Annotated in this window: 19 protein-coding genes; 8 read left to right on the plus strand and 11 right to left on the minus strand. The window is 60.9% G+C overall.

Translation table 11 applies throughout. The annotated features are described in order from the left end of the window. Positions 1 to 4 precede the first annotated feature (4 nt). Both GTP46_RS06205 and GTP46_RS06210 read right to left on the minus strand, forming a co-directional pair. Positions 5 to 1,363: an ATP-binding protein gene (locus GTP46_RS06205; RefSeq protein WP_161005740.1), complete on the minus strand. Its 1,359-nt coding sequence runs from the start codon at positions 1,361 to 1,363 to the stop codon at positions 5 to 7. Beyond that, on the minus strand, positions 1,360 to 2,016 hold the full coding sequence (locus tag GTP46_RS06210) for a response regulator transcription factor (protein ID WP_161005741.1): 657 nt from the start codon (positions 2,014 to 2,016) through the stop codon (positions 1,360 to 1,362). Before GTP46_RS06210 ends, GTP46_RS06205 begins: the two co-directional genes overlap by 4 nt. A 220-nt stretch (positions 2,017 to 2,236) precedes the next feature. Between GTP46_RS06210 and GTP46_RS06215 the strand changes: the two genes are divergently transcribed. Genes GTP46_RS06215 through GTP46_RS06225 form a run of 3 tightly spaced genes read left to right on the plus strand, consistent with a single transcriptional unit; the run spans position 2,237 to position 7,108 of the window. Further along, positions 2,237 to 4,906 carry a TonB-dependent receptor gene (locus tag GTP46_RS06215; protein ID WP_308495418.1) on the plus strand — a complete coding sequence of 890 codons (2,670 nt, stop codon included), beginning with the start codon at positions 2,237 to 2,239 and terminating at the stop codon, positions 4,904 to 4,906. Continuing rightward, positions 4,893 to 6,038, plus strand: a complete 1,146-nt coding sequence (locus GTP46_RS06220) for a DUF5009 domain-containing protein (protein WP_161005743.1) — start codon at positions 4,893 to 4,895, stop codon at positions 6,036 to 6,038. Before GTP46_RS06215 ends, GTP46_RS06220 begins: the two co-directional genes overlap by 14 nt. Before the next feature lie 5 nt (positions 6,039 to 6,043). Continuing rightward, positions 6,044 to 7,108, plus strand: coding sequence for an acyltransferase family protein (locus GTP46_RS06225; protein WP_161005744.1), 1,065 nt, complete (start codon positions 6,044 to 6,046; stop codon positions 7,106 to 7,108). Here the strand turns inward: GTP46_RS06225 and GTP46_RS06230 are convergent. Next, positions 7,105 to 8,334 carry a hypothetical protein gene (locus tag GTP46_RS06230; RefSeq protein WP_161005745.1) on the minus strand — a complete coding sequence of 410 codons (1,230 nt, stop codon included), beginning with the start codon at positions 8,332 to 8,334 and terminating at the stop codon, positions 7,105 to 7,107. The two genes, GTP46_RS06225 and GTP46_RS06230, sit on opposite strands and share 4 nt — an antisense overlap. Before the next feature lie 59 nt (positions 8,335 to 8,393). Between GTP46_RS06230 and GTP46_RS06235 the strand changes: the two genes are divergently transcribed. Beyond that, the gene (locus GTP46_RS06235; protein ID WP_161005746.1) at positions 8,394 to 8,864 is read left to right on the plus strand and encodes a hypothetical protein; all 471 of its coding nucleotides are present in this window, start codon (positions 8,394 to 8,396) and stop codon (positions 8,862 to 8,864) included. On the opposite strand, the gene fusA is transcribed toward GTP46_RS06235, so the two are convergent. Next, positions 8,861 to 10,975 (minus strand): elongation factor G, encoded by a 2,115-nt coding sequence (gene fusA, locus GTP46_RS06240; protein WP_161005747.1) that lies wholly within the window; start codon positions 10,973 to 10,975, stop codon positions 8,861 to 8,863. The two genes, GTP46_RS06235 and fusA, sit on opposite strands and share 4 nt — an antisense overlap. Positions 10,976 to 11,059: 84 nt before the next feature. Between fusA and GTP46_RS06245 the strand changes: the two genes are divergently transcribed. After that, a complete protein-coding gene (locus GTP46_RS06245) occupies positions 11,060 to 12,061 on the plus strand; it encodes a phospholipase A (RefSeq protein WP_229258817.1) in 1,002 nt (333 codons plus the stop codon). Here GTP46_RS06245 and GTP46_RS06250 read toward each other — a convergent pair. Beyond that, a complete protein-coding gene (locus GTP46_RS06250; RefSeq protein ID WP_161005749.1) occupies positions 12,058 to 12,255 on the minus strand; it encodes a hypothetical protein in 198 nt (65 codons plus the stop codon). The genes GTP46_RS06245 and GTP46_RS06250 overlap by 4 nt on opposite strands. Before the next feature lie 135 nt (positions 12,256 to 12,390). Here GTP46_RS06250 and GTP46_RS06255 point away from each other — a divergent pair, with 135 nt between their 5' ends. After that, positions 12,391 to 14,103 (plus strand): tetratricopeptide repeat protein, encoded by a 1,713-nt coding sequence (locus GTP46_RS06255; protein WP_161005750.1) that lies wholly within the window; start codon positions 12,391 to 12,393, stop codon positions 14,101 to 14,103. 8 nt (positions 14,104 to 14,111) lie between these two features. On the opposite strand, the gene GTP46_RS06260 is transcribed toward GTP46_RS06255, so the two are convergent. From GTP46_RS06260 to GTP46_RS06275, 4 genes are read right to left on the minus strand one after another with little or no spacing between them, the layout of a single operon-like run. Then, complete coding sequence (locus tag GTP46_RS06260; RefSeq protein WP_161005751.1) at positions 14,112 to 14,360, minus strand: hypothetical protein; 249 nt, start codon at positions 14,358 to 14,360, stop codon at positions 14,112 to 14,114. A gap of 26 nt (positions 14,361 to 14,386) precedes the next feature. Further along, positions 14,387 to 15,358, minus strand: coding sequence for a class I SAM-dependent methyltransferase (locus tag GTP46_RS06265; RefSeq protein WP_371869580.1), 972 nt, complete (start codon positions 15,356 to 15,358; stop codon positions 14,387 to 14,389). 33 nt (positions 15,359 to 15,391) lie between these two features. Then, positions 15,392 to 16,057: an ankyrin repeat domain-containing protein gene (locus tag GTP46_RS06270; protein ID WP_161005753.1), complete on the minus strand. Its 666-nt coding sequence runs from the start codon at positions 16,055 to 16,057 to the stop codon at positions 15,392 to 15,394. Further along, positions 16,054 to 16,833: a TatD family hydrolase gene (locus tag GTP46_RS06275; RefSeq protein ID WP_092270791.1), complete on the minus strand. Its 780-nt coding sequence runs from the start codon at positions 16,831 to 16,833 to the stop codon at positions 16,054 to 16,056. The genes GTP46_RS06270 and GTP46_RS06275 overlap by 4 nt, the downstream gene beginning before the upstream one ends. A gap of 114 nt (positions 16,834 to 16,947) precedes the next feature. On the opposite strand from GTP46_RS06275, the gene GTP46_RS06280 reads away from it, so the two are divergent. Together GTP46_RS06280 and GTP46_RS06285 are read left to right on the plus strand one after the other, a co-directional pair. Further along, positions 16,948 to 18,156: a cation:proton antiporter gene (locus GTP46_RS06280; protein ID WP_161005754.1), complete on the plus strand. Its 1,209-nt coding sequence runs from the start codon at positions 16,948 to 16,950 to the stop codon at positions 18,154 to 18,156. 18 nt (positions 18,157 to 18,174) lie between these two features. Then, complete coding sequence (locus GTP46_RS06285; protein WP_161005755.1) at positions 18,175 to 18,708, plus strand: DNA-binding protein; 534 nt, start codon at positions 18,175 to 18,177, stop codon at positions 18,706 to 18,708. Here the strand turns inward: GTP46_RS06285 and GTP46_RS06290 are convergent. Together GTP46_RS06290 and GTP46_RS06295 are read right to left on the minus strand one after the other, a co-directional pair. After that, positions 18,683 to 19,189 (minus strand): GNAT family N-acetyltransferase, encoded by a 507-nt coding sequence (locus GTP46_RS06290; RefSeq protein ID WP_161005756.1) that lies wholly within the window; start codon positions 19,187 to 19,189, stop codon positions 18,683 to 18,685. The genes GTP46_RS06285 and GTP46_RS06290 overlap by 26 nt on opposite strands. A gap of 15 nt (positions 19,190 to 19,204) precedes the next feature. Continuing rightward, positions 19,205 to 19,588 carry a PilZ domain-containing protein gene (locus GTP46_RS06295; protein WP_161005757.1) on the minus strand — a complete coding sequence of 128 codons (384 nt, stop codon included), beginning with the start codon at positions 19,586 to 19,588 and terminating at the stop codon, positions 19,205 to 19,207. Between the last annotated feature and the right edge of the window lie 8 nt (positions 19,589 to 19,596).

Consider the following 19,596-nt stretch of genomic DNA (forward strand, 5'->3'; position numbering starts at 1 on the left):
TTTACTATCCAAAGTCCACTTCCACACGCAGCCCGGGACCATCATCGCGATTGTCTAGCCGGATGCGCGCGTGATTGCGCGCCGCCGCGCGTTCCGCAATGGCCAGCCCTAGTCCGCTGCCTGGCTGGTCCTGCCCCGGCAGGCGGAAGAAGCGTTCAAACACCTTGCGCTGCATATCCGGCGCAATGCCCGGCCCTTGATCGAGTACCGACAACACCACCGGCAAGGCCGCCGACGAGATGCGCACACTCACACGCCCGCGCTGCGGCGAATATTTGACTGCGTTGCTGACCAGGTTATCGATCAGCGACGCCATGCTTTCAAGGTGCAGCGGCAGCACGCACTGCTCCGGTGCTTGCAACTCAATCTCAATGCCGCGTGTCGCCGCAATCTGTCCCGCCAGCGCCAATCGGTCCGCCACCAGTTCGACCAGATCGCGCTGCAGCAGGCTGGCGTGATCACGATCGCTGCCCGAACGGGCCAACGCCAGCAGCTGGTGCACCGTGTGCGTGGCGCGCTGCACGCCGGTACGCAGGCCGTGCCCAGCTTCCTCGATTCGCTGCGGCGTGCGCGCTTCGCCGAGACTCTCAGCATTGATTTGGATGATCGACAGCGGCGTTTTCAATTCATGCGCGGCGTCGATCAGGAATTCCTGCTCGCGCTCCAACCGTTCCGTGAGCCGCTCCATCAGCCGGTTGACCGAGCCGACGAGAGGCTGTAAATCCTGATAAGGCGTAGACGCCAACGGCGACAAATTCGCCCCCGAGCGCTGTTCAATCTCGCCGACGATGCTGCGTAGCGGTCGCAATCCGGCACGAATGATGAACCATGCAGGCACCAGCAAGAACGGTACGCTGAACAGCAGCGGCGCCAGATAATAGCCAACGCTTGACACCTGCAGCATCCACTCGCCGATCACCTCCGTCGTCATGCGCACAGTGACGCCGGTAGCCGCGTCGCTCTCCACCGATGCGACCCAGCCGTCGCGCAATCCCTGATGATAGGGGCCGGCAGCGGCGTCCGTTGTAGGCAGTCCTGCATCGGGAGACTGATAGACCAAACTGCCCTGCTTCCACACCTGCGTTTGCAGCGCGGGCGTGTACCAGCCCAACTCCTTGTACAAGGCGTAGTGCAGCTGCTCCATCTTGTGCACCACCGGCTGGATCTCGGCAGGCGGACGGCCTTCCATGGTCTGCATCACCACCAGAATGCGCAAGGCGCTGGCGCGTAACTCACGCTGCATGTCGCGCCGCTTGGAGGTGCGCGTTTCATAGACATCCAGCGCCAGGTTGGCCAGCCATACCACAGCCATCACCGAGATGAAGCCGATGAGCAGGCGGCGGAACAGCGAGCGGTTCTTCATTTATCGACCACGTAACCGACGCCGCGCACGGTGCGGATATAGCCTTCGCCGATTTTTTGGCGCAGGTGGGACATGTGCACGTCCAGCGCCGCGCCTTCGCTGTGCGGCAGTGCACGTGCTTCCAGCTCGCGCCGCGTCAGCACGCGGTCCGGATAGCGCATCAGCGCATGCAGCAAGGCGAATTCGGTTTTCGACAGCACCACATTGACGCCGCCGCGCGTAAGGATCATGCGCTTGTCGTCCAGCACCAGATCTTTCACCTTCCAAACCGGCTCGCCGCTCTCTGACCAGCCGGTGGTGCGCCGCATGACCGCGCGCAGGCGCGCTAGCAGCTCGCTGACGGCAAACGGTTTGACCAGATAGTCGTCGGCGCCGCGATCCAATCCGTTCAAGCGGTCTTCCAGGCTATCGCGCGCGGTGATGACAAGGATGGGCAGCGTGTGGCCGCCGGCGCGCAAATCGCGCAGCACTTCCACGCCATTCCCGTCTGGCAGGCCGAGGTCCAGCAGCATCGCGTCAAACGGTTCGGTTTCAGCCCAGCGCCTCGCATCACCGGCGCGGCGCACCCATACCACTTCTTGTCCCGCGTCCTGCAGCGAGGACTGCAGCGCCTTACCCAGCTCTAGGTCGTCTTCGACCAGGCATATCTTCATGTGTTAATACCTCTTTTGCTCATCCCCGATATCTACGCATTTTCTTATCTATAAGTCAATCGCCTGCGCGCCACAGCCTTAGGCAAACGTTAAGGTTTCTTTTGGATTTCATTAAGGAAGACTGGCGAGAATCTGCGTACAACAAATCACCACCACGACACGAGGGAGAGCAATGAACAGGATGAGAACCGCGCCGACGCCTATTGCATCGGCAGTTTGTATGTTGTTAGCTTGCGGCGCCGCGCCAGCATGGGCGCAGGACGAGAACAAACCGATGGAACAAGTGGTGGTGACCGGCATCCGCGCCTCACTCGAACAGGCGCTGACCCGCAAGCGCAATAGCGACACGCTGGCCGAAGTGATATCGGCCGAAGACATTGGCAAAATGCCGGACAAGAACGTGGCCGACGCGGTGCAGCGCGTACCGGGCGTGAACATCTCCTCCTCGGCCGGCGGTGAAGGCGGCTTTGCCGAGAATGACCGCGTGAGCATCCGCGGCACCAGCTCCAGCCTGACGCAGACACTGGTCAACGGCCACTCGATCGGCACCGGCGACTGGTTCGTGCTGGACCAGGCAGGCGCGGTTGGGCGCAGCGTCAGCTACGCGCTGCTGCCGTCGGAAATCGTCAGCGCCGTGACGGTGCAGAAAAGCCAGCAGGCCGATATGGTTGAAGGCGGCGTGGCCGGCTCGGTCAACATCGAAACCCGCAAGCCGCTGGACTTCAAGAAGCAGTTCACTGCCGAAGCCACAGTACAAGCCATCTACGCCGACCTGCCGCGCAAGACCGATCCGCAGATAAACGCCCTGTTCGCGTGGAAGAACGAAGCCAAAACCTTCGGCGCGCTGGTGCAGCTGTTCTCGGAAAAACGCCACGAGCGGCGCGACGGCCAGGAATTCTATGGCTACACGCCGATCGATGCAGAGAGCAATGCGGCCAAGGCGCATCCCGAACTCGCAGGCATCCTGGCGCCGGCCGGCATCAGCGCCTCGCTGTTTGAGCAAGAGCGCAAGCGCACTGGCGGCGCGATCGACCTGCAGTTCAAGCCATCGCGCGACTTCAGTTTCGACATCAACGGTTTCAGCTCCTCGCTGGATGCAGCCAACTATAACCGCAGCTTCTACAACAACATCTCGGCCAATATCAACGCCACCGATCCGAATACTGGCGCTTCCGTTGGCGTGATTCCGTCTGCTTATGTGATCAAGAGCGGCACGCTGGTGTCGGCGACCATTCCAGCCTCGCAGTATCCGGCTATCAGCGCGACCAAGACTTATAACTCCTCGCTGTATTCGGCCTTCGGCGACCAGATTTATCGTCCTGGCTCGGCATCGTCATCGGCCTATCTGGATCTCGACAGCAGCTACCGCGTCAACGATGACTTGCGCATTACCGGCAGCGCAGGCTACACGCGCGGCACCGGCAAGACGCCCGCCGATATCGGTTACGAAGCCGGCCTGACTGGCGCGGGTTCCAGCTACAGCTTGAACGGCATGTCGCCAGCGACCATGTCCTTCCCCGGCGCCGACACCTCCAAGTTCACCAACTACGTCACTGCTGCAGCCTGGGGCTCCAACGTCAAAACGCTGGACACTGAAAAATACGGCCAGCTCGATGGTGAACTGCGGCTTGACCGCGGCGTGATGGAGTCGGCCAAATTCGGCGTGCGCTACGCAGAGCACCATCGCAATGTGAGCCAGCCGGAGAACCGCAGCTGCGCGGCTTGCGACGGCACCACTTCGGCACCGCTGCCGCAATGGGACGGCTCCACCTATCCCGGTAACTTCGGCACCGGCATCAGCAGCGCGGCAGGCTTCCTGCGCGGCGTGTGGCAGATCAGCCCTGCTGCCATTGCCGCATGGGCGGCGAAGTACGACCTGACCGGCGGCCCGACCACCCGCAACTGGGCCGGTGAACTGGATGTGAAGGAAAAAACCAGCGCCGTCTACGGCATGGTCAACCTGGCTGGCGATGGCTGGCGCGGCAACGTCGGCGTGCGCTATGTGCACACCAACCAGGCCACCATCACCAATATCCCGGGCGGCGCCAATCCGATCGGCCAGGATAACGTCAACGGTGAATTCACGCCGACCCTGAACCAGCGCGGCTACAACGATTTCCTGCCTAGTGCGAACCTTAAGATCGACTTGTCGCCAACGCTGGTGGGCCGCGTCGCCGTTGCCAAGACCATGGCGCGTCCCGACTACAGCGCGATGGTTGGCGCGGTCACGCTGAACGACACCAACCTGACCGGCAGTAGCGGCAATCCTAACCTGAAGCCGGTCCGCTCAGTTAACTACGATGCGGCGCTGGAATGGTACTTCTCGCCAAAATCCCTGCTGTCGGCCGGCGTGTTTTATATGGACATGGCGTCGTACGTGACCTACGGTACGGCCAATCTCACCTACTACAACACCTCGTTCAAGCGCTTTGACAGCTACTCGATCTCGTCGCCAACCAATATCGGCGCGAAGAACAAGGGCGTGGAACTGGCGTGGCAACAGCATATCTGGGGCGGCTTTGGCGCACTGGCCAACTACACTTACACCGACGGCAAAGCCGACGATGGACTGGCGGTGGTGGGCAATTCCAAAAACACCTACAATGCCGAGGCTTATTATGAGGACGATAAACTGAGCGCGCGGCTGGCCTATACCTACCGTTCCAGCTTCTCTGGCGGCTTGTATAACAGCTTCCCGCAGGTGATGGCCGGCACCGGCAACCTGGCCGCATCGCTCAATTACAAAATCAACGACAACCTGACGATTACCTTTGATGCGCTGAACCTCAACAACGCCGTGCTGCGCTACTACGGCATGAACAAGGACCAGCCTATCGCGTCGTATTCGAACGGCCGTCAATATTACCTGGGTCTGCGTGGCAAACTCTAAATCTCCTGCCACCACGCGCGTGCTGGCGATTGATGTCTTCCGGGGCATCACCATCGCCGTCATGATCTTCGTGAACACGCTGGCCGGCGTGCGCGGCATGCCGGCCTGGATGGATCATGCGCCGGCCGACGCCGACGCCATGACCTTCCCGGATGTGGTGTTCCCGGCCTTCCTGTTCATCGTCGGCATGTCAATTCCGTTTGCGATGGCGCAGCGCGAGGCCGCAGCCGACCATGGCTGGCGGCTGTGGCGCCACGTGCTGGCACGCGTGGCTGGCTTGCTGGTGCTGGGGGTTTTTATGGTCAACGCCGAGGAAGGCTACAACGAGGCGGCGATGGGCATGTCCATCCATATGTGGTCGCTGTGCTTTTATACCTGCGCGATTGTGGTGTGGGCCGTGTATCGCTTTAAGCACGCGTGGATGCTGCGGGTGGCCGGATTGGCCGGTCTGCTGGTACTGGCGCTGGTGTTTCGCGGCGGCCCGGATGGCAGCCTGCGTTTCGCGCCGCAATGGTGGGGCATACTTGGACTGATAGGCTGGGCGTACCTGTACGGCGCCGTTACATGGGGCCTGACAAGTGGACGCCTGCTACCACTCACCACCATCATGCTTGCCGGTACAGCGTGGTACTGCTTTGCCGGTACGGGAGCAGCACAGACGGAAAACGCCGTGCACGCATCGATCACACTATGCGGCATGCTAACCGCGCAGCTATTCTTCGCCGCCGGCCGCAAAGCCCCGTTCCAGCGCGCACTCCTACTGGCGGCGGGACTGGCGCTGCTGGCGTGGCTGCTGCGGCCCTACTTCCATATTTCGAAGATCTATGCCACGCCTAGCTGGGCCCTGTACAGTTCCGCCATCTGCGTGCTGCTGTTCGCCGCGCTGTTCTGGATGGTAGACTTGAAGCAGTACAGTGGCTGGACCGCATACTTCCGCCCCGCTGCAGCAAATCCGCTGCTGGTGTACATCGTCCCTTACATTGTCTACGCGGCGATGCAGTACCTGCACCTGTCCTTCCCGGCGGTGCTGGGCGCGGGCTGGCCGGGATTGCTATGGGCAATCGCGTACACGGCGTTCATCGTGGCGCTGGCCGTGGTGTTCAAGCGCCTGCACATCAAACTACAACTCTGAATACTATGCGCATCAACTCTATCGACGCCGTGCGCGGCCTAACTGTGGCCGCCATGCTGCTGGTGAACGACGCCGGCGACTGGTCGCACGTCTATCCGTGGCTGGAGCACGCGGAATGGCACGGCTGCACGCCGGCCGATTTCATTTTTCCGATTTTCATGCTGATCGTCGGCGTCTCGATCCAGCTAGCGCTGGGCCGCCAGCTGGACGCCGGCGCACCGGCGCAGCCGCTGGCGCGTGCCGTGCTGCTGCGCGGCGCGCGCATCATCCTGCTCGGTGTAGCCCTGAACGTCGTCGCGGCGTTGCTGCTGGAAGGTCGCGGCTTCCGCTTGCTGGGCGTCTTGCAGCGGATCGGCTTCTGCTTCGCCGTCGCTGGCTTGATGGCGGTCTACCTGCGTAATGCACGCGCACAGTGGGCGGTGTTGGGCGCCATCCTGCTTGGCTACTGGGCGCTGCTGGCCGGCACCGGCATGGAGCCCGGCGCCAACCTAGCCGACCGCATTGATACCGCATTGTTGGGCCACTTCGCTTATCAATATGATGCCGCCACGGGATTGGCGCACGATCCTGAAGGCATATTGAGCACCCTGCCTTCGCTGGCCACCGTCATTCTCGGCATGCGCGCCGGCGACTGGGTACGCTCGCAGCGCATTGCCACGCTGGCCTACGCCGGCGCCGGCGCCATGCTGCTCGGCGGCGTTTGGGCCTCAACGTTAGCGCTACCTCTGAACAAGCAGCTGTGGACTTCCTCCTTCGTGCTGTGGACTGGCGGCTTCGGCATGCTGGTGATGGCGCTGGCCTACCGCCTGATCGATGGCCAAGGCTGGCCACCGCTGGGCCGCGCGATGGGTGTGAATGCGATTGCTGCCTACGCCGGTTCGTGGCTGGCCACCTGCCTGCTGTCGGCCAGTGGCGTGCTGGATCCGCTTTACCACACCGTTTTCCGCGCCACGCTGGCGCCGGCCTTCGGCGCGGAGTTTGCGTCGATGGCGTTTGCAGCGGCCTTCACCGCCGTGTTCTGGCTAGCGATGGCCTACGCCTGGAAACGCGGCTGGCGCGTCACCATTTAAAAACGCCAGCGCAGCGAGACCGTGAGGCTGCGCTCCATTTGCAGCGCCGGTTCACCAATCAAGACGCGCGCCGAGCGCTCGCTGCGCACCAGCAGCGCTTCGGTCATCAGCGACAGGCTCTCGGCCAGCGGCCAATCGTATGCCAGCGCCACGCCGTAACCGACTTCGTTGTTTGGATCAGAAGGAATGTTATCGTGCTCGCTGGTGCTGAAGCGGTCGTAGCGCACCGCCGCCGTGCCGGGGCCGAGCGGATGACTGGCCAGCACAAACCACGACTGGAAATCCAGTCCCACGCCGTTACGCCCCATCATGGTATCGCCGCGCATCGACTGCATCGACACTTCCCACTGGCCTTGCGGACGCCACACCGCGCTCACATGGTCAAAGCGCGTGCGCCAACCGTACTGGCCGTCCTTGACCACAGTGGGATCGGTGAGGTTATCGTAGTGCAGCGCCGCCAGTTCCAGCCCCGTGCCGAAATTCATATTCGCGCCGACGTAGTAGCCCAGCTTTCCATCCAGTTCGCGGAACGGATGGATGGTACGCGACTGCCGCAACAGGTAGCCGGACGGGTGCCGGTACACCGGCAGATCAGCCAATTCCACAGTATCGTTACGGCCGCCGATACGGTCGCTGATCGACCAGCCGCGCCACGACAACAGTGTACCGGTAGGGTCATTGCCAGTGTAGACGGCAGCCAGCACACCCACATCATACGGCGCACCACTGTACCGGCCCAGCCGGCGGGCGCTCCACTCCACGCCGTTGGTGCGCAGCTCTTCGCCGATCCAGCTGTTGATGGCAGAACTGGAGATGGTATGTTTGGGCACCCAGCCCACGCTGTCGTAATCGATTTCCACGCTGGTCGGCGGGAAGAAGAAACCGGCGCGCACGCGGGTTTTCCATGCACCGTCCGGCACCGGGCTCCAGGTCAGGTGCGCCTCGCGCACATCCACCACGCCGCGATGCTGCTGGTCTGCGCTTAATTCCATGCTGGCGCTCACGCTATCGAACAAATCGGCGTCGGCGCGTAGCACCGCCTGGCCGATGCTCAGGCGTGGTGAGTTCTGGTCGTAACGGGTCTTGCCCAAGCCGCTGTCGAGGAAGCTGCGGCCAGCGTCCGAATCGATGGCCCGCACATCCAGCAGGCCGCGCCATTCGACGGTTTGCGCGCCGGCGGAAGTGACGGCCAGCGCCAGCAGGATCGGGGATGTGCGTAATTTCATGCTTGCATGATACACGGCTATAATCCATCGTCCTTCAACCTGGAAGAAGAAAGCTTCGAATGATGAAAAGTTTGTGTATTGTGGGTTTGGCGCTACTGGCCGTTGCGGCTAATGCTGAAACCATCGAACCGGCGCCGCTGAATGAAGTGTGGCTCAACGGCGGCTTCTACACCTACCACTTCCAGCGCGACAAAGACCTGAATGGCGCCAACGGCGGCATCGGCGCCGAATGGCGCTTCTCCACCGTCGCTTCCGCCACTGCGGGCCGTTTCTATAACAGCGACCGCGCCTACTCCAACTACCTCGGCGTCTACTACCAGCCCTTGAAATTTGGTCCGGTGCGCGTGGGCGCAGTGCTCGGCGCCTTTGACGGCTACCCGAAAATGCGAAATGGCGGCTGGTTTCCCGCCGCCATTCCAACCCTCAGCTACGAATATGAACGCGTCGGCGTCAACGTCGCGATCATCCCGACCTACAAAGACCGCTTGTACGGCGGGATCTCGGTGCAGCTCAAACTCAAGGCGTTTTAAGCTGCACGCGTTTTGGTCACGGCGATCTGGTCGAGGATATGTTTCGGCACTTCCGCATAGTGCTTGAACTCCATCGTGTAGGTCGCCCGGCCCTGTGTCAGTGACCGCAGGGTGGTTGAGTAACCGAACATCTCGGCCAGCGGCACCGAAGCGCGGATGATCTTCCCGCCGCCACCCGGGATTTCATCCATACCCTGCACCATGCCGCGCCGCGACGTCAAGTCGCCCATCGCATTGCCCATGAATTCCTCGGGCGTTTCGACTTCCACCTGCATCACTGGCTCCAGCAGCACCGGCCCCGCGCGCCGCATGCCTTCTTTAAAGGCCATCGACCCGGCCATGCGGAAGGCATTTTCGTTCGAGTCCACGTCGTGGTAGGAACCGAAGGTCAGCGTGGCACGCACGTCGACCACCGGATAGCCAGCCAGCACGCCGGTACGCAGCGTCTCCTGGATACCCTTGTCCACCGCCGGTATAAACTCGCGCGGCACCACACCGCCCTTGATGGCGTCGACGAATTCATAGCCTTTGCCGCCCGCTTCCAGCGGTTCCAGCGTCAGCACCACGTGACCATACTGGCCGCGGCCACCGGACTGCTTGACGAATTTGCCTTCCACATCGGTCGCCGTTTTGGTGATGGTTTCCCGATAGGCCACTTGCGGCTTGCCCACCGTCGCCTCCACGCCGAACTCGCGCCGCATGCGGTCCACCAGAATCTCCAGATGCAGCTCGCCCATACCGGACATGATGGTCTGGCCCGACTCTTCATCCGTATGCACGCGGAAGGACGGGTCCTCCTGCGCCAGACGATTCAGCGCGATGCCCATCTTTTCCTGGTCGGCCTTGGTCTTCGGCTCCACCGCCTGCGAAATCACCGGCTCGGGGAAGATCATCTTTTCAAGCACAATCACATGATCCGGCGAGCTTAAAGTATCGCCAGTGGTCACGCCCTTCAGGCCCACCGCCGCCGCGATATCGCCAGCGTAGACTTCCTTGATCTCCTTGCGCTCATTCGCATGCATCTGCAGGATGCGGCCCAGACGCTCCTTCTGCGACTTGGTCGGGTTATACACCGTGTCGCCGGAATTGACCACGCCTGAATACACGCGGAAGAAGGTCAGCTGGCCGACAAACGGATCGGTCATGATCTTGAACACCAGCGCGGAGAACGGATCTTCATCAGTCGGATGGCGTTCGATCGCATTATCGTCCTCGTCGTGACCGGCGATGGCCGGTACGTCCACCGGCGAAGGCAGATACTCAATCACCGCATCCAGCATCGCTTGCACGCCGCGATTCTTGAAGGCGCTACCGGCCAGCATCGGCACGATCTCGTTGCGGACGGTGCGCAGGCGCAGGCCGGTCTTGATCTCGTCCTCGGTCAGCACACCGCCGTCCAGATACTTCTCCAGCAATTCCGGCGTACCTTCGGCAGCCGCTTCCACCATCTTGTCGCGCCATTCCTGCGCCAGCCCTTGCAGGTCAGCCGGGATGTCTTCATAGGTGAACTTGACGCCCAGCGTCTCGTCGTCCCAGTTAATCGCGCGCATTTTGACCAGATCCACTACGCCGTGGAAGTTATCCTCGGCGCCCAGCGGAATCTGGATCGGCACCGCCACACCTTTGAGGCGACTGGCAATCTGCTCGCGCACGCGGAAGAAGTCCGCACCGACGCGGTCCATCTTGTTGATGAACGCAATCCGCGGCACATGGTATTTATTCGCCTGGCGCCACACGGTTTCCGACTGCGGCTGCACGCCGCCGACAGCGTCATACACCATCACCGCACCGTCCAGCACCCGCATCGAGCGTTCGACTTCAATGGTAAAGTCGACGTGGCCCGGGGTGTCGATGATATTGATGCGGTGCTCAGGGAAGTTACCGGCCATGCCTTTCCAGAAGGCGGTGGTAGCGGCCGAAGTGATGGTAATCCCGCGTTCCTGTTCCTGCTCCATCCAGTCCATCGTCGCCGCACCGTTGTGCACTTCACCAATTTTATGGTTGACTCCGGTATAAAAGAGGATGCGCTCGGTAGTCGTAGTTTTGCCGGCGTCGATGTGAGCGCTAATGCCGATATTGCGGTAGCGCTCGATGGGGGTCTTGCGGGTCATCACACTCTCCTTAATGTTGGGACTAACTACATGCTAGCGCGAACGAAAACAATCTTATCTCTCTCCTTGGGCTTGGGCCCGGCCTTGGCTTTCGCCCAGGTCACCGATCTTGAACTGCGGCTGGAACGCTGCTCCGTACTGGGCGATGCCAGCGCCCGCCTGGCCTGCTACGATACGCTGGCGCACCCGGCACAAACACCTGACGGCGAACCGGCCCGTACTCAGCCAGCGGCGCCGCCGCCCGAACCTGTATTGCCACCCAAGGTCGCCGCGCTGACCACCATTCCGCCCGAAGACAACGTCTCGCGCATGGTGCAGGAATGGGAATTGGACCGCCCGGCCAAACGCGGCGTCTTCAACTTCCGGCCGCATAAGGATACCTATATGCTGCTGGTCAACTACAGTTCAAGCACCAATGATGCGCCTTTTCAGGACTTTACGCCTGCCGGCATCGAATCCAAGCACGTGGAGCTGACTTACCAGATCAGTTTCAAGATGAAGCTGATCGAGCAGTTGATGAGTACGCCGGTCGACCTGTGGTTCGGCTACACCCAGAACAGCTACTGGCAAGCTTACAACCGTGCGGCATCGAGTCCCTTCCGTGAAACCAACTACCAGCCCGAGCTGATGCTGGCCACGCCGCTGAATCTGGACCTGGGCATACTCGACGTGCGCTACCTGACGCTGGGCCTGAACCACCAGTCAAATGGCCAGACTTCCACGCTATCGCGCAGCTGGAACCGGGTGTATGCGGAATTGGGGGCGGAGAAAGGCAAGTTCGGCGTGTCGTTCCGCCTGTGGAAGCGGCTGGACAATGCACGCTCCGACAACGATAACATCGACATCGTCGATTTCATGGGGCATGGCGACATCAACGCCACCTACCGCTTCGACGGCAATGAACTATCGCTGATGGCGCGGCGGAATTTCGCCACCGGCCGTGGCGCGCTGCGGGTAGGCTGGTCCTTCCCGGTGGCGGCCAACCTGAAAGGCTATGTGCAAGGCTTCAAAGGGTACGGCCAGAGCCTGATCGATTACAACTACTCGCAGAAATCGCTGGGAGCGGGCTTCCTGGTCGATTTTTAGCGCGGCGAGCCGCCTAGGATGCGCGCCGGCAGCATGACGATGGCGCGCAGCAGCTCAAATACGCCTTCCACGCCGATACCGATCAGGCGGAACGGCAAAGTAATCAGCCACATCAGCGGATAGAGCACCAGCGCCAGCAGGGCCAGCGGCCAGCACAGGAACAGCAATACCAGCCACAGGATAAAACTCAGCATGAGACGCCCCCGGTACGGTTAATTTATTGTCTATAATGACACTCTAATCGAGAGGTGCAGCAGGCGCAATTGACATGCGACCATTTGCAGATAAGGGCGATCAATCGCCGGTTTTCGGGGACAAACGGAAAAATCATGCTCAAACCTTGGTATGCGGCGGTGGCGCTGTGCGGCGCTGGTGTAATGAATGTCCATGCGCAGCAGCAGGCTACGGCGCCCAGCGTGGTGGTGGCCGGCCAGCGCAACGCTTCCGAATGGTTCCGGGTCGAGAGCCAGCACTTTGTGGTGTACTCCAATACCAGCAACGACGATGTCGCCACCTTGCTGCACCAGCTGGAACGGCTCGATTTCATGCTGCGCATTTACACCCGCTCCTTCCTCAAATCCAGCGGCGCCGAGCCCAAGCTCACCTTTTACTACCATGACGGTGCGGTAGCGCTGAATGGGCTGGCGCTGGCCCAGCCGGCCAATGCCATCGGCCTGTACAATAGTTGCAGAGCGGGCGTGCAAGGCTTCGGTGTGCAGTTGGCGACCGGTGATGAAGGCCTGAGCTACCTGTACGAAGCCTACACCCGCCACTTCCTGTACCGCTACACCGATATCCGCGAGCCGATCTCCTTCATCGACGGCCTGGCCCACTACTTCGCCAGCGCGCGCTTCACCGATACCCAGATGAGCATCGGGAAAACGCCTCTCAACGTCGGCAACTACCTGAATTTCCTGGAACAAGGGCGGCTCTACAGCCTGGACTACAAGGATGTGCTGGAACAGAACGACTCGCAAGGCGTCAACTACGCCTCCACGGCGGGCATCAAGCTGGAATTCGCAGCCCGCTCCTGGCTGCTCACGCACTACATGCTGTCGACCGAGGACACGCGCCAGCGCATGGTTGCCTACTTGAGTGCGGTCTACCGCGACGTGCCGATCACGCAAGCGTTTGAGGAAGCTTACGGCATCAAGGTCAGCGAGTTAGGTACCATGCTATGGCGCTACCGGCGGCAAAACATCAAGGTCTTGGCGGTAGTGGTGCCAGACCTGCCACTGGCCAAAATGGAATTCAAGGCCTTGCCACAATCGTCGGGAGAATTTGTGCTGGCCGAGGCCGCGCTAAAATCCTGCCCCGACCGCAAGCAAGGCGAAGCGCTGCTGCAGCGTACCGCCAGCGCGGCGGCGCAATACCCGGCCAACGCCTACGCCCAGCGCGTGCTGAGCCGGGCCCAGATCGATTGGGGCAATCCGCAAGACGCGCTGCCGTATCTGACCATCGCCGCTCGCACACCGGATGCGGAAGTGCTCTACCTGCTGGGCCAGGCCAGCTTGCGCATGTCGCAGCCGGAGGCCGCTCGCGCTTACCTGTTGCGTGCGCTGGCGCTGGATCCAAACTCGCCTGAAACAGCTTATGCGCTTTACCAGACCGGCCTGAAATCGGCCGCCACGCCGGATGACGCGACTTTGCAAGCGGCTGTCTCTGCCTTCAGGAGCGGGCACGAAATCAACACCCTGGCCCGCTCGGCCGCGCTGGCCTACGCCTATGCGGGCGACAATGCGCGTGCCCGCAATACGCTCAAGCTAATGGCCCATAACATCCGCGAGCCGGAACTGGCGGCGTGGGCGCAAACGTGGCTGGGGAAAGTGGTGGCTGGTGTCAGCCAGGAGGCCGTGCTGGCCGAAATGCACAAACAGCCGGCCGAAACGGCCTTCCGTGAGTGGACTATCGCCAACGCTGTTGTCATGCAAACAGTCGAAAAGAACGCCGGCATGCAGGACGCACGCGGACGCGTCGACCAGCAGGCCATGAATCCGAACAATCCGGTCCAGGCGCTGCCGGCCACACCTTATGCGCGTTGAAGCGCTGATTACTGGCCGAGGCAGATAATCTTGGTGACGTATTCCTTGGCGTTGGGCTTCTTCTTGTTGGCCCACGCAATCGCTTCGTTGGCCTGTTCAATGGTCAGTATCGAGGCCTTCTCCTTCGATTTAATGAAGGACACGCCCTCGAACACGCCTTCCTTGCTGCGCATCACCTTGGCGAATACCGGCGGCTTGCTTTCGCCGTCGGCAATCTTGTTTTGCTGGATAAGGTAGCGTTGATCGGTATCAGTCATAAAATTCTCGCGTAAAAGACGAGATTTTACGCGAATGCCGGGATGTGCTGGGCAGGTTGCAATACTGCTTCGTACAAGATCTCTGCTTTCAGCGACGCTTGCAGCGACGGAATCGAGCCGCCGGCGCGGTACTGGAAGCTCACCTGCAGCACATCGCCCTCGCGCGCCTTGACCGGCATCGCCAGCGGCAGCGTCATGTAGTGATTGAGCCAGTCGATGGTGGTCGAGCGTTCCTGCACCACCGCCAGAATGTTCTTGGTCACAAAGCGCATGGCGTTGATCTCGCCGTTGCGCTCGACCACAAACTTGCCCTGCCAAGTGTAAATCAGCTCATTCGGCTGGTTGAAATCGATGATGCTGTAGACGGCCGGCTGCGCCATTTCCACCGTGCCCGGGTAAATTACCGTGGTTTCCTGGAATTGCACGATGGGGGCGTAGAAGCCTTCGAAATCGTACTCCTGCTGCAGCGGCTGCACCGCCATGATGACGGCTTCCGGCAGAAACACCGGCAGCGGACCGTCGAAGCGCTCCAGATAGCGGCGCTTGAACGACTCAATCACCTCCACCTGTTTTTCGCGCAGCATACCGACGTGGATCATCTCGCAGATCACCACATCGACCGGTTCCGGCGGCAGGTATTCAAAGGCATCGGCGTGGATCACTTCGACCTTTTCGCCGTTTGGATTCTTGGCGAGGAATTTGCGGGCCTCCTTCACCATATCCGGATTGAACTCGACGCAATACACCTTGGCCGCCTTGGCCGCCGCGAACCACGACAGCACGCCGGTGCCGCCGCCCAGCTCCAGCACCTTGGCGCCCGGCTTGACGGCATAATCGATGGCCGATTTAAAGCCATGCATGCGGTTTTGGTCCATCAGCATATTGTGATGGTAGTGGACTGGAATAAACTGCCCCAGATAGCAGCTTTCAATTTCGCGTTCGTTCAGCATGGTGGTCCTTGGTGAGTGCCTAAGGACATTATCGTTAAGATTGTTGATGCACCATGCAGGGAACTACGCAGCAAACACCCGTCAATTCTTGCGGCGGGCCAGGAAGGTATTGATGGTTTTGGCAATCCACGGCTTGTCAGCTTTGAGTGCGAATTCGGCGGCGGTGAGATGGAAACCGCCGTCTTTCAGGGTGGCGTCAGCGCCTTGTTCCAGCAGCAGCGCGACCACGGCTTCCTGGCCTTCGCGGGCGGCGATCATCAATGGCGTCATGCCGGATGGGGATTCGGCGTCGATGTAAGCGTGTTTGTCGAGCAGGATGGTGGTGATTTCCACGCTGCCCGCTGCGGCCGCGTAATGTAATGCGGTCCAGCCTTTTTGATTGACTTGCGCGCCGCGCTTCAGCAGCTCCAGCACGGCGGTTTTGTTTTGACGGAAGGCGGCCATCATCAAGGCCGTGTTGCCGTTAGGTGCTTTGGCTTCGAGATCGATGCCCGGCTGGTCCATGAGCAGGCGCGCCACTTTCAGCGATTCGTAACGCATGGCGACGATCAGGCCAGTCTCGCCGTTGGGATCGCGGACATTCGGGTTGACGCCGCGCAGCAGCGCCGTCGCCACCCGGCCCGCGCCATCCAGCTGGGCGGCGCGGAAGAAATCGACTTCATCGTCGGTTTGATCGGCAGCCAAGGCAGGCAGGACCGCCACGGCGGTTAACGCCAACACCAGCAAGCGGCGCGCGCGCTGCATCATGCCGGTACGTTGAACAGCTTGCGGAAGTTGGCGGTGGTCTGCGCCGCGACTTCCTCGACCGGCACGCCTTTCAGCTTGGCGATGTACTCGCCCACGTGCGCCACAAAGCCCGGCTCATTCATCTTGCCGCGATACGGCACCGGCGCCAGGTATGGCGAATCGGTCTCGATCAGGATGCGTTCCAGTGGCAGCTCCAGCGCCACTGCCTGCAACTCCTTGGCGCTTTTGAAGGTCACGATGCCGGAGAAGGAAATATAGAAGCCCATTTCGATGGCGGCACGCGCCACCTCCAGCGATTCGGTAAAGCAGTGCATGACACCGGCCACGCCGCCCGCCTCCGTGCCCGCGCCCTCTTCGCGCATGATACGTATCGTGTCCTCGCTGGCGTTACGGGTGTGGATGATCAGCGGCTTGCGCGTAATGCGCGAGGCCTTGATGTGGGTGCGGAAGCGCTCGCGCTGCCATTCCAGGTCGCCTTCCAGGCGGAAATAGTCGAGGCCAGTTTCCCCGATGGCGATAATTTTCGGGTCATCGGCCAGCTGCACCAGCTGCTCCACCGACGGCTCCGGCGTGTCTTCATAGTCCGGATGCACGCCCACCGAGGCGTAGATGTGCGGATACTGGTGCGCCAGTGCCAGCACCTGCGGGAAGTCCGGCAAATCGACCGACACGCACAGCGCATGGGTCACCTTGTTGTGCTCCATCTGCGCCAGGATGTCCGGCATGCGGGCGGCCAGCTCCGGGAAATTAATATGGCAGTGAGAATCGATATACATGCCGCGATTGTACCTGATCTGCCACGGGCATTAAAAAACGCTTTCCTATTTGCCAATTGCTAGGTTAGCATTCGTGCACGTTATGTAATTACGTTACACGATAAAAGGAGACTTATGAGCACCACCGAAATTTTCCTGTTGGCAATGCTACTGATTTTCGTCACACCCTATCTGGTCTGGCGCCTCGGTAAAACCGATTATTTCGCGCCGCTGGTGGTGGTTCAGATCATCATGGGTATCGTCCTGGGCCCGGGTGTGATGGGCGCTTTGTTCCCCGACTACCACAAATTCATCTTCAATCCAGACGTCACCAAGACCCTGAACGGCATCTCCCAATGGGGTGTAATGCTATTCGTAATGCTGGCTGGCGTTGAGCTGGACCTGAAAAAAGTCTGGCAATACCGCCGCGAAAGCGCCACCACCGCCGGCCTGTCGCTGGGTGTGCCGCTGGTGTTCGGCTGCGGCGCCGCGCTGCTGCTGATGAACTACCAAGGCTGGATCGGCGCCAAAGCCGCCAACTGGCAGTTCATGCTGGGCACCGGCATGGCCTGCGCCGTCACCGCGCTGCCGGTCCTGGTACTGCTGCTGGAAAAACTCGACATCCTGCGCCAGCCGATGGGCCAGCGCATCATGCGCTACGCCAGCCTGGACGACGTCGCCATTTGGGGCGTGCTGGCGCTGATCATGCTCGATTGGGAGCGCGTGGGCCGCCAAGCCGGTTTCCTGGTCGCCTTCACCCTGCTGACCTTTGCCTTCCGCCGCCTGATGGCGCGACTGGAACAGAGCGACCGCTGGTACGTCGCCTTGATCTGGCTGATCGCCTGCTCGTTCGGCGCGGACTGGGCTGGCCTGCACTTCATGGTTGGCGCCTTCCTGGCTGGTGTGGTGATGGATTCGGAATGGTTTGGCATCGAGAACCTGGACCGCCTGTTCAACAGCGTACTGCTGGTGCTGATGCCAGTCTTCTTCCTGAGCACCGGCCTGCGCACCAAGTGGGACATGGGTGGCTACTCGGTATTCTTCGTGGCGGGCCTGCTGCTGGTGGCGTCGGTCGGCGGCAAGCTGGCTGGCGCCCATATCGCCGGCAAAATCCTGAAATGGAAAGACGGTGAAGCCTCGATCATCGGCTGGCTGCTGCAATCGAAAGGCCTGATCGAAATCGTGTTTGCCAACATCCTGCTGGACAAGCAAATCATCACCAACGGCACTTTCACCGCGCTGTTATTGATGGCTGCAGGCAGCACCATGTTGACGATTCCGATCGTGCACCCTAAACTCAACCGTGCACAGAATCGTGGACTGGTAGGTCAAGCCAGTTCCTGAGTTTAAAAGGATGAAAACATGGCGCGTACCGGATTAACCAAGTCTCAAGTCAGGGAAACCCGCGACCAGCTGTTGGCCGAGGGGCGCTACCCTTCGGTTGATGCGGTCCGCCATGCGCTGGGCGACACCGGCTCCAAGTCCACCATCCACAAGCACCTGAAAGAGCTGGCGGAAGAAGACAACAGCGCCGGCCTCAAGCGCGAAGACACCAGCCGCAGCCTGCAAGCGCTGGTTGAGCAACTGGCGGACAAGCTGCATCTGGATGCCGAACGCCGCTACCAAGCCCAGCTGGAGCAAAAAGATCAGGAACTGGCGGCCTTGCGACATGAGATCGAACGCCTGCGGGCCCGCGTGGAAGGGCTGGAAATCGATGCCTATGCCAGCCAGCCGCACGATCACGGCTTTGGCCAGTTCGGCCACATGCAGTCCAGCCTGCGCTGCGGCATCAACGACAGCACGCCGTTCAGCATGTTGATGAACGGCGGCCGTTCAGCGGTGGTCGATTTCGACAGCCCGCAAATCCACCTTACGCCACGCGTTTTCCAAGGATAATCAGGTCGCGCTCGACGCCGTCAAGGTTTGCCACTTTCGGCAGGTGGGCCCAGGTTTCAAAACCGAATTTGGCGAACAGGCCCAGGCTAGGCTTGTTGTGGCCGAAAATGAAGCCCAGCAGCGTGTGCACCTTGATCTGCGGCGCATAGGCAATCGCCTGCTCGATGCAGTAGCGGCCCACGCCTTTGCCGCGCCATGCCTCGGCGATGTAAATCGAAATCTCGGACGTGCCCGAATAGGCTGGACGGCCATAGAAATTCGAGTACGACATCCAGCCCAGGATTTCAGCACCCGTCTCTTCCGACTCAATAATCCACAGCGGACGCTTATCCGGCGTGTGATCGTGATACCACTGCGAACGCGATTCGACTGACACCGGTTCGGTATCGGCAGTCACTTCGCGCGAGGCGATGGTGGTGTTGTAAATGGCGACGATGGTCGGCAGGTCTTCAAGCGTGGCGAGGCGATGGCGGAAAGTCATGAGATAAAAACGAGGTTACAAAGTATGGGTAGCGCGCGAAGAACGCAACGCAGCGCCAAGGATTTCTTCAATCCGCAGGCGGGCGCGCTGGCCGCTCTCGTCGTCCGGGAAATGCACGCCGATGCCCTGCGCCTTGTTGTGGTGCGCGCCGGGCGGCGTGATCCAGGCGACCTTGCCTGCGATGGGATATTTGTTGGGATCGTCCATCAGCGCCAGGATCAGATAGATCTCGTCACCGAGTTTGTATGGCTTCTGGGTCGGCACAAACATGCCGCCGTTTTTCAGGAACGGCATATAGGCGGCATACAGCGCCGCCTTTTCCTTGATCGCCAGCGACAGCACCGTCGGCCGTGGCGTCAACGGCACGGTGTTCGGGTCGAGAGGGCTGGCAGCGGACATTCCTTACC

Source organism: Duganella flavida (assembly GCF_009857445.1).
In the GTDB taxonomy this organism is placed as follows: domain Bacteria; phylum Pseudomonadota; class Gammaproteobacteria; order Burkholderiales; family Burkholderiaceae_D; genus Rugamonas; species Rugamonas flavida.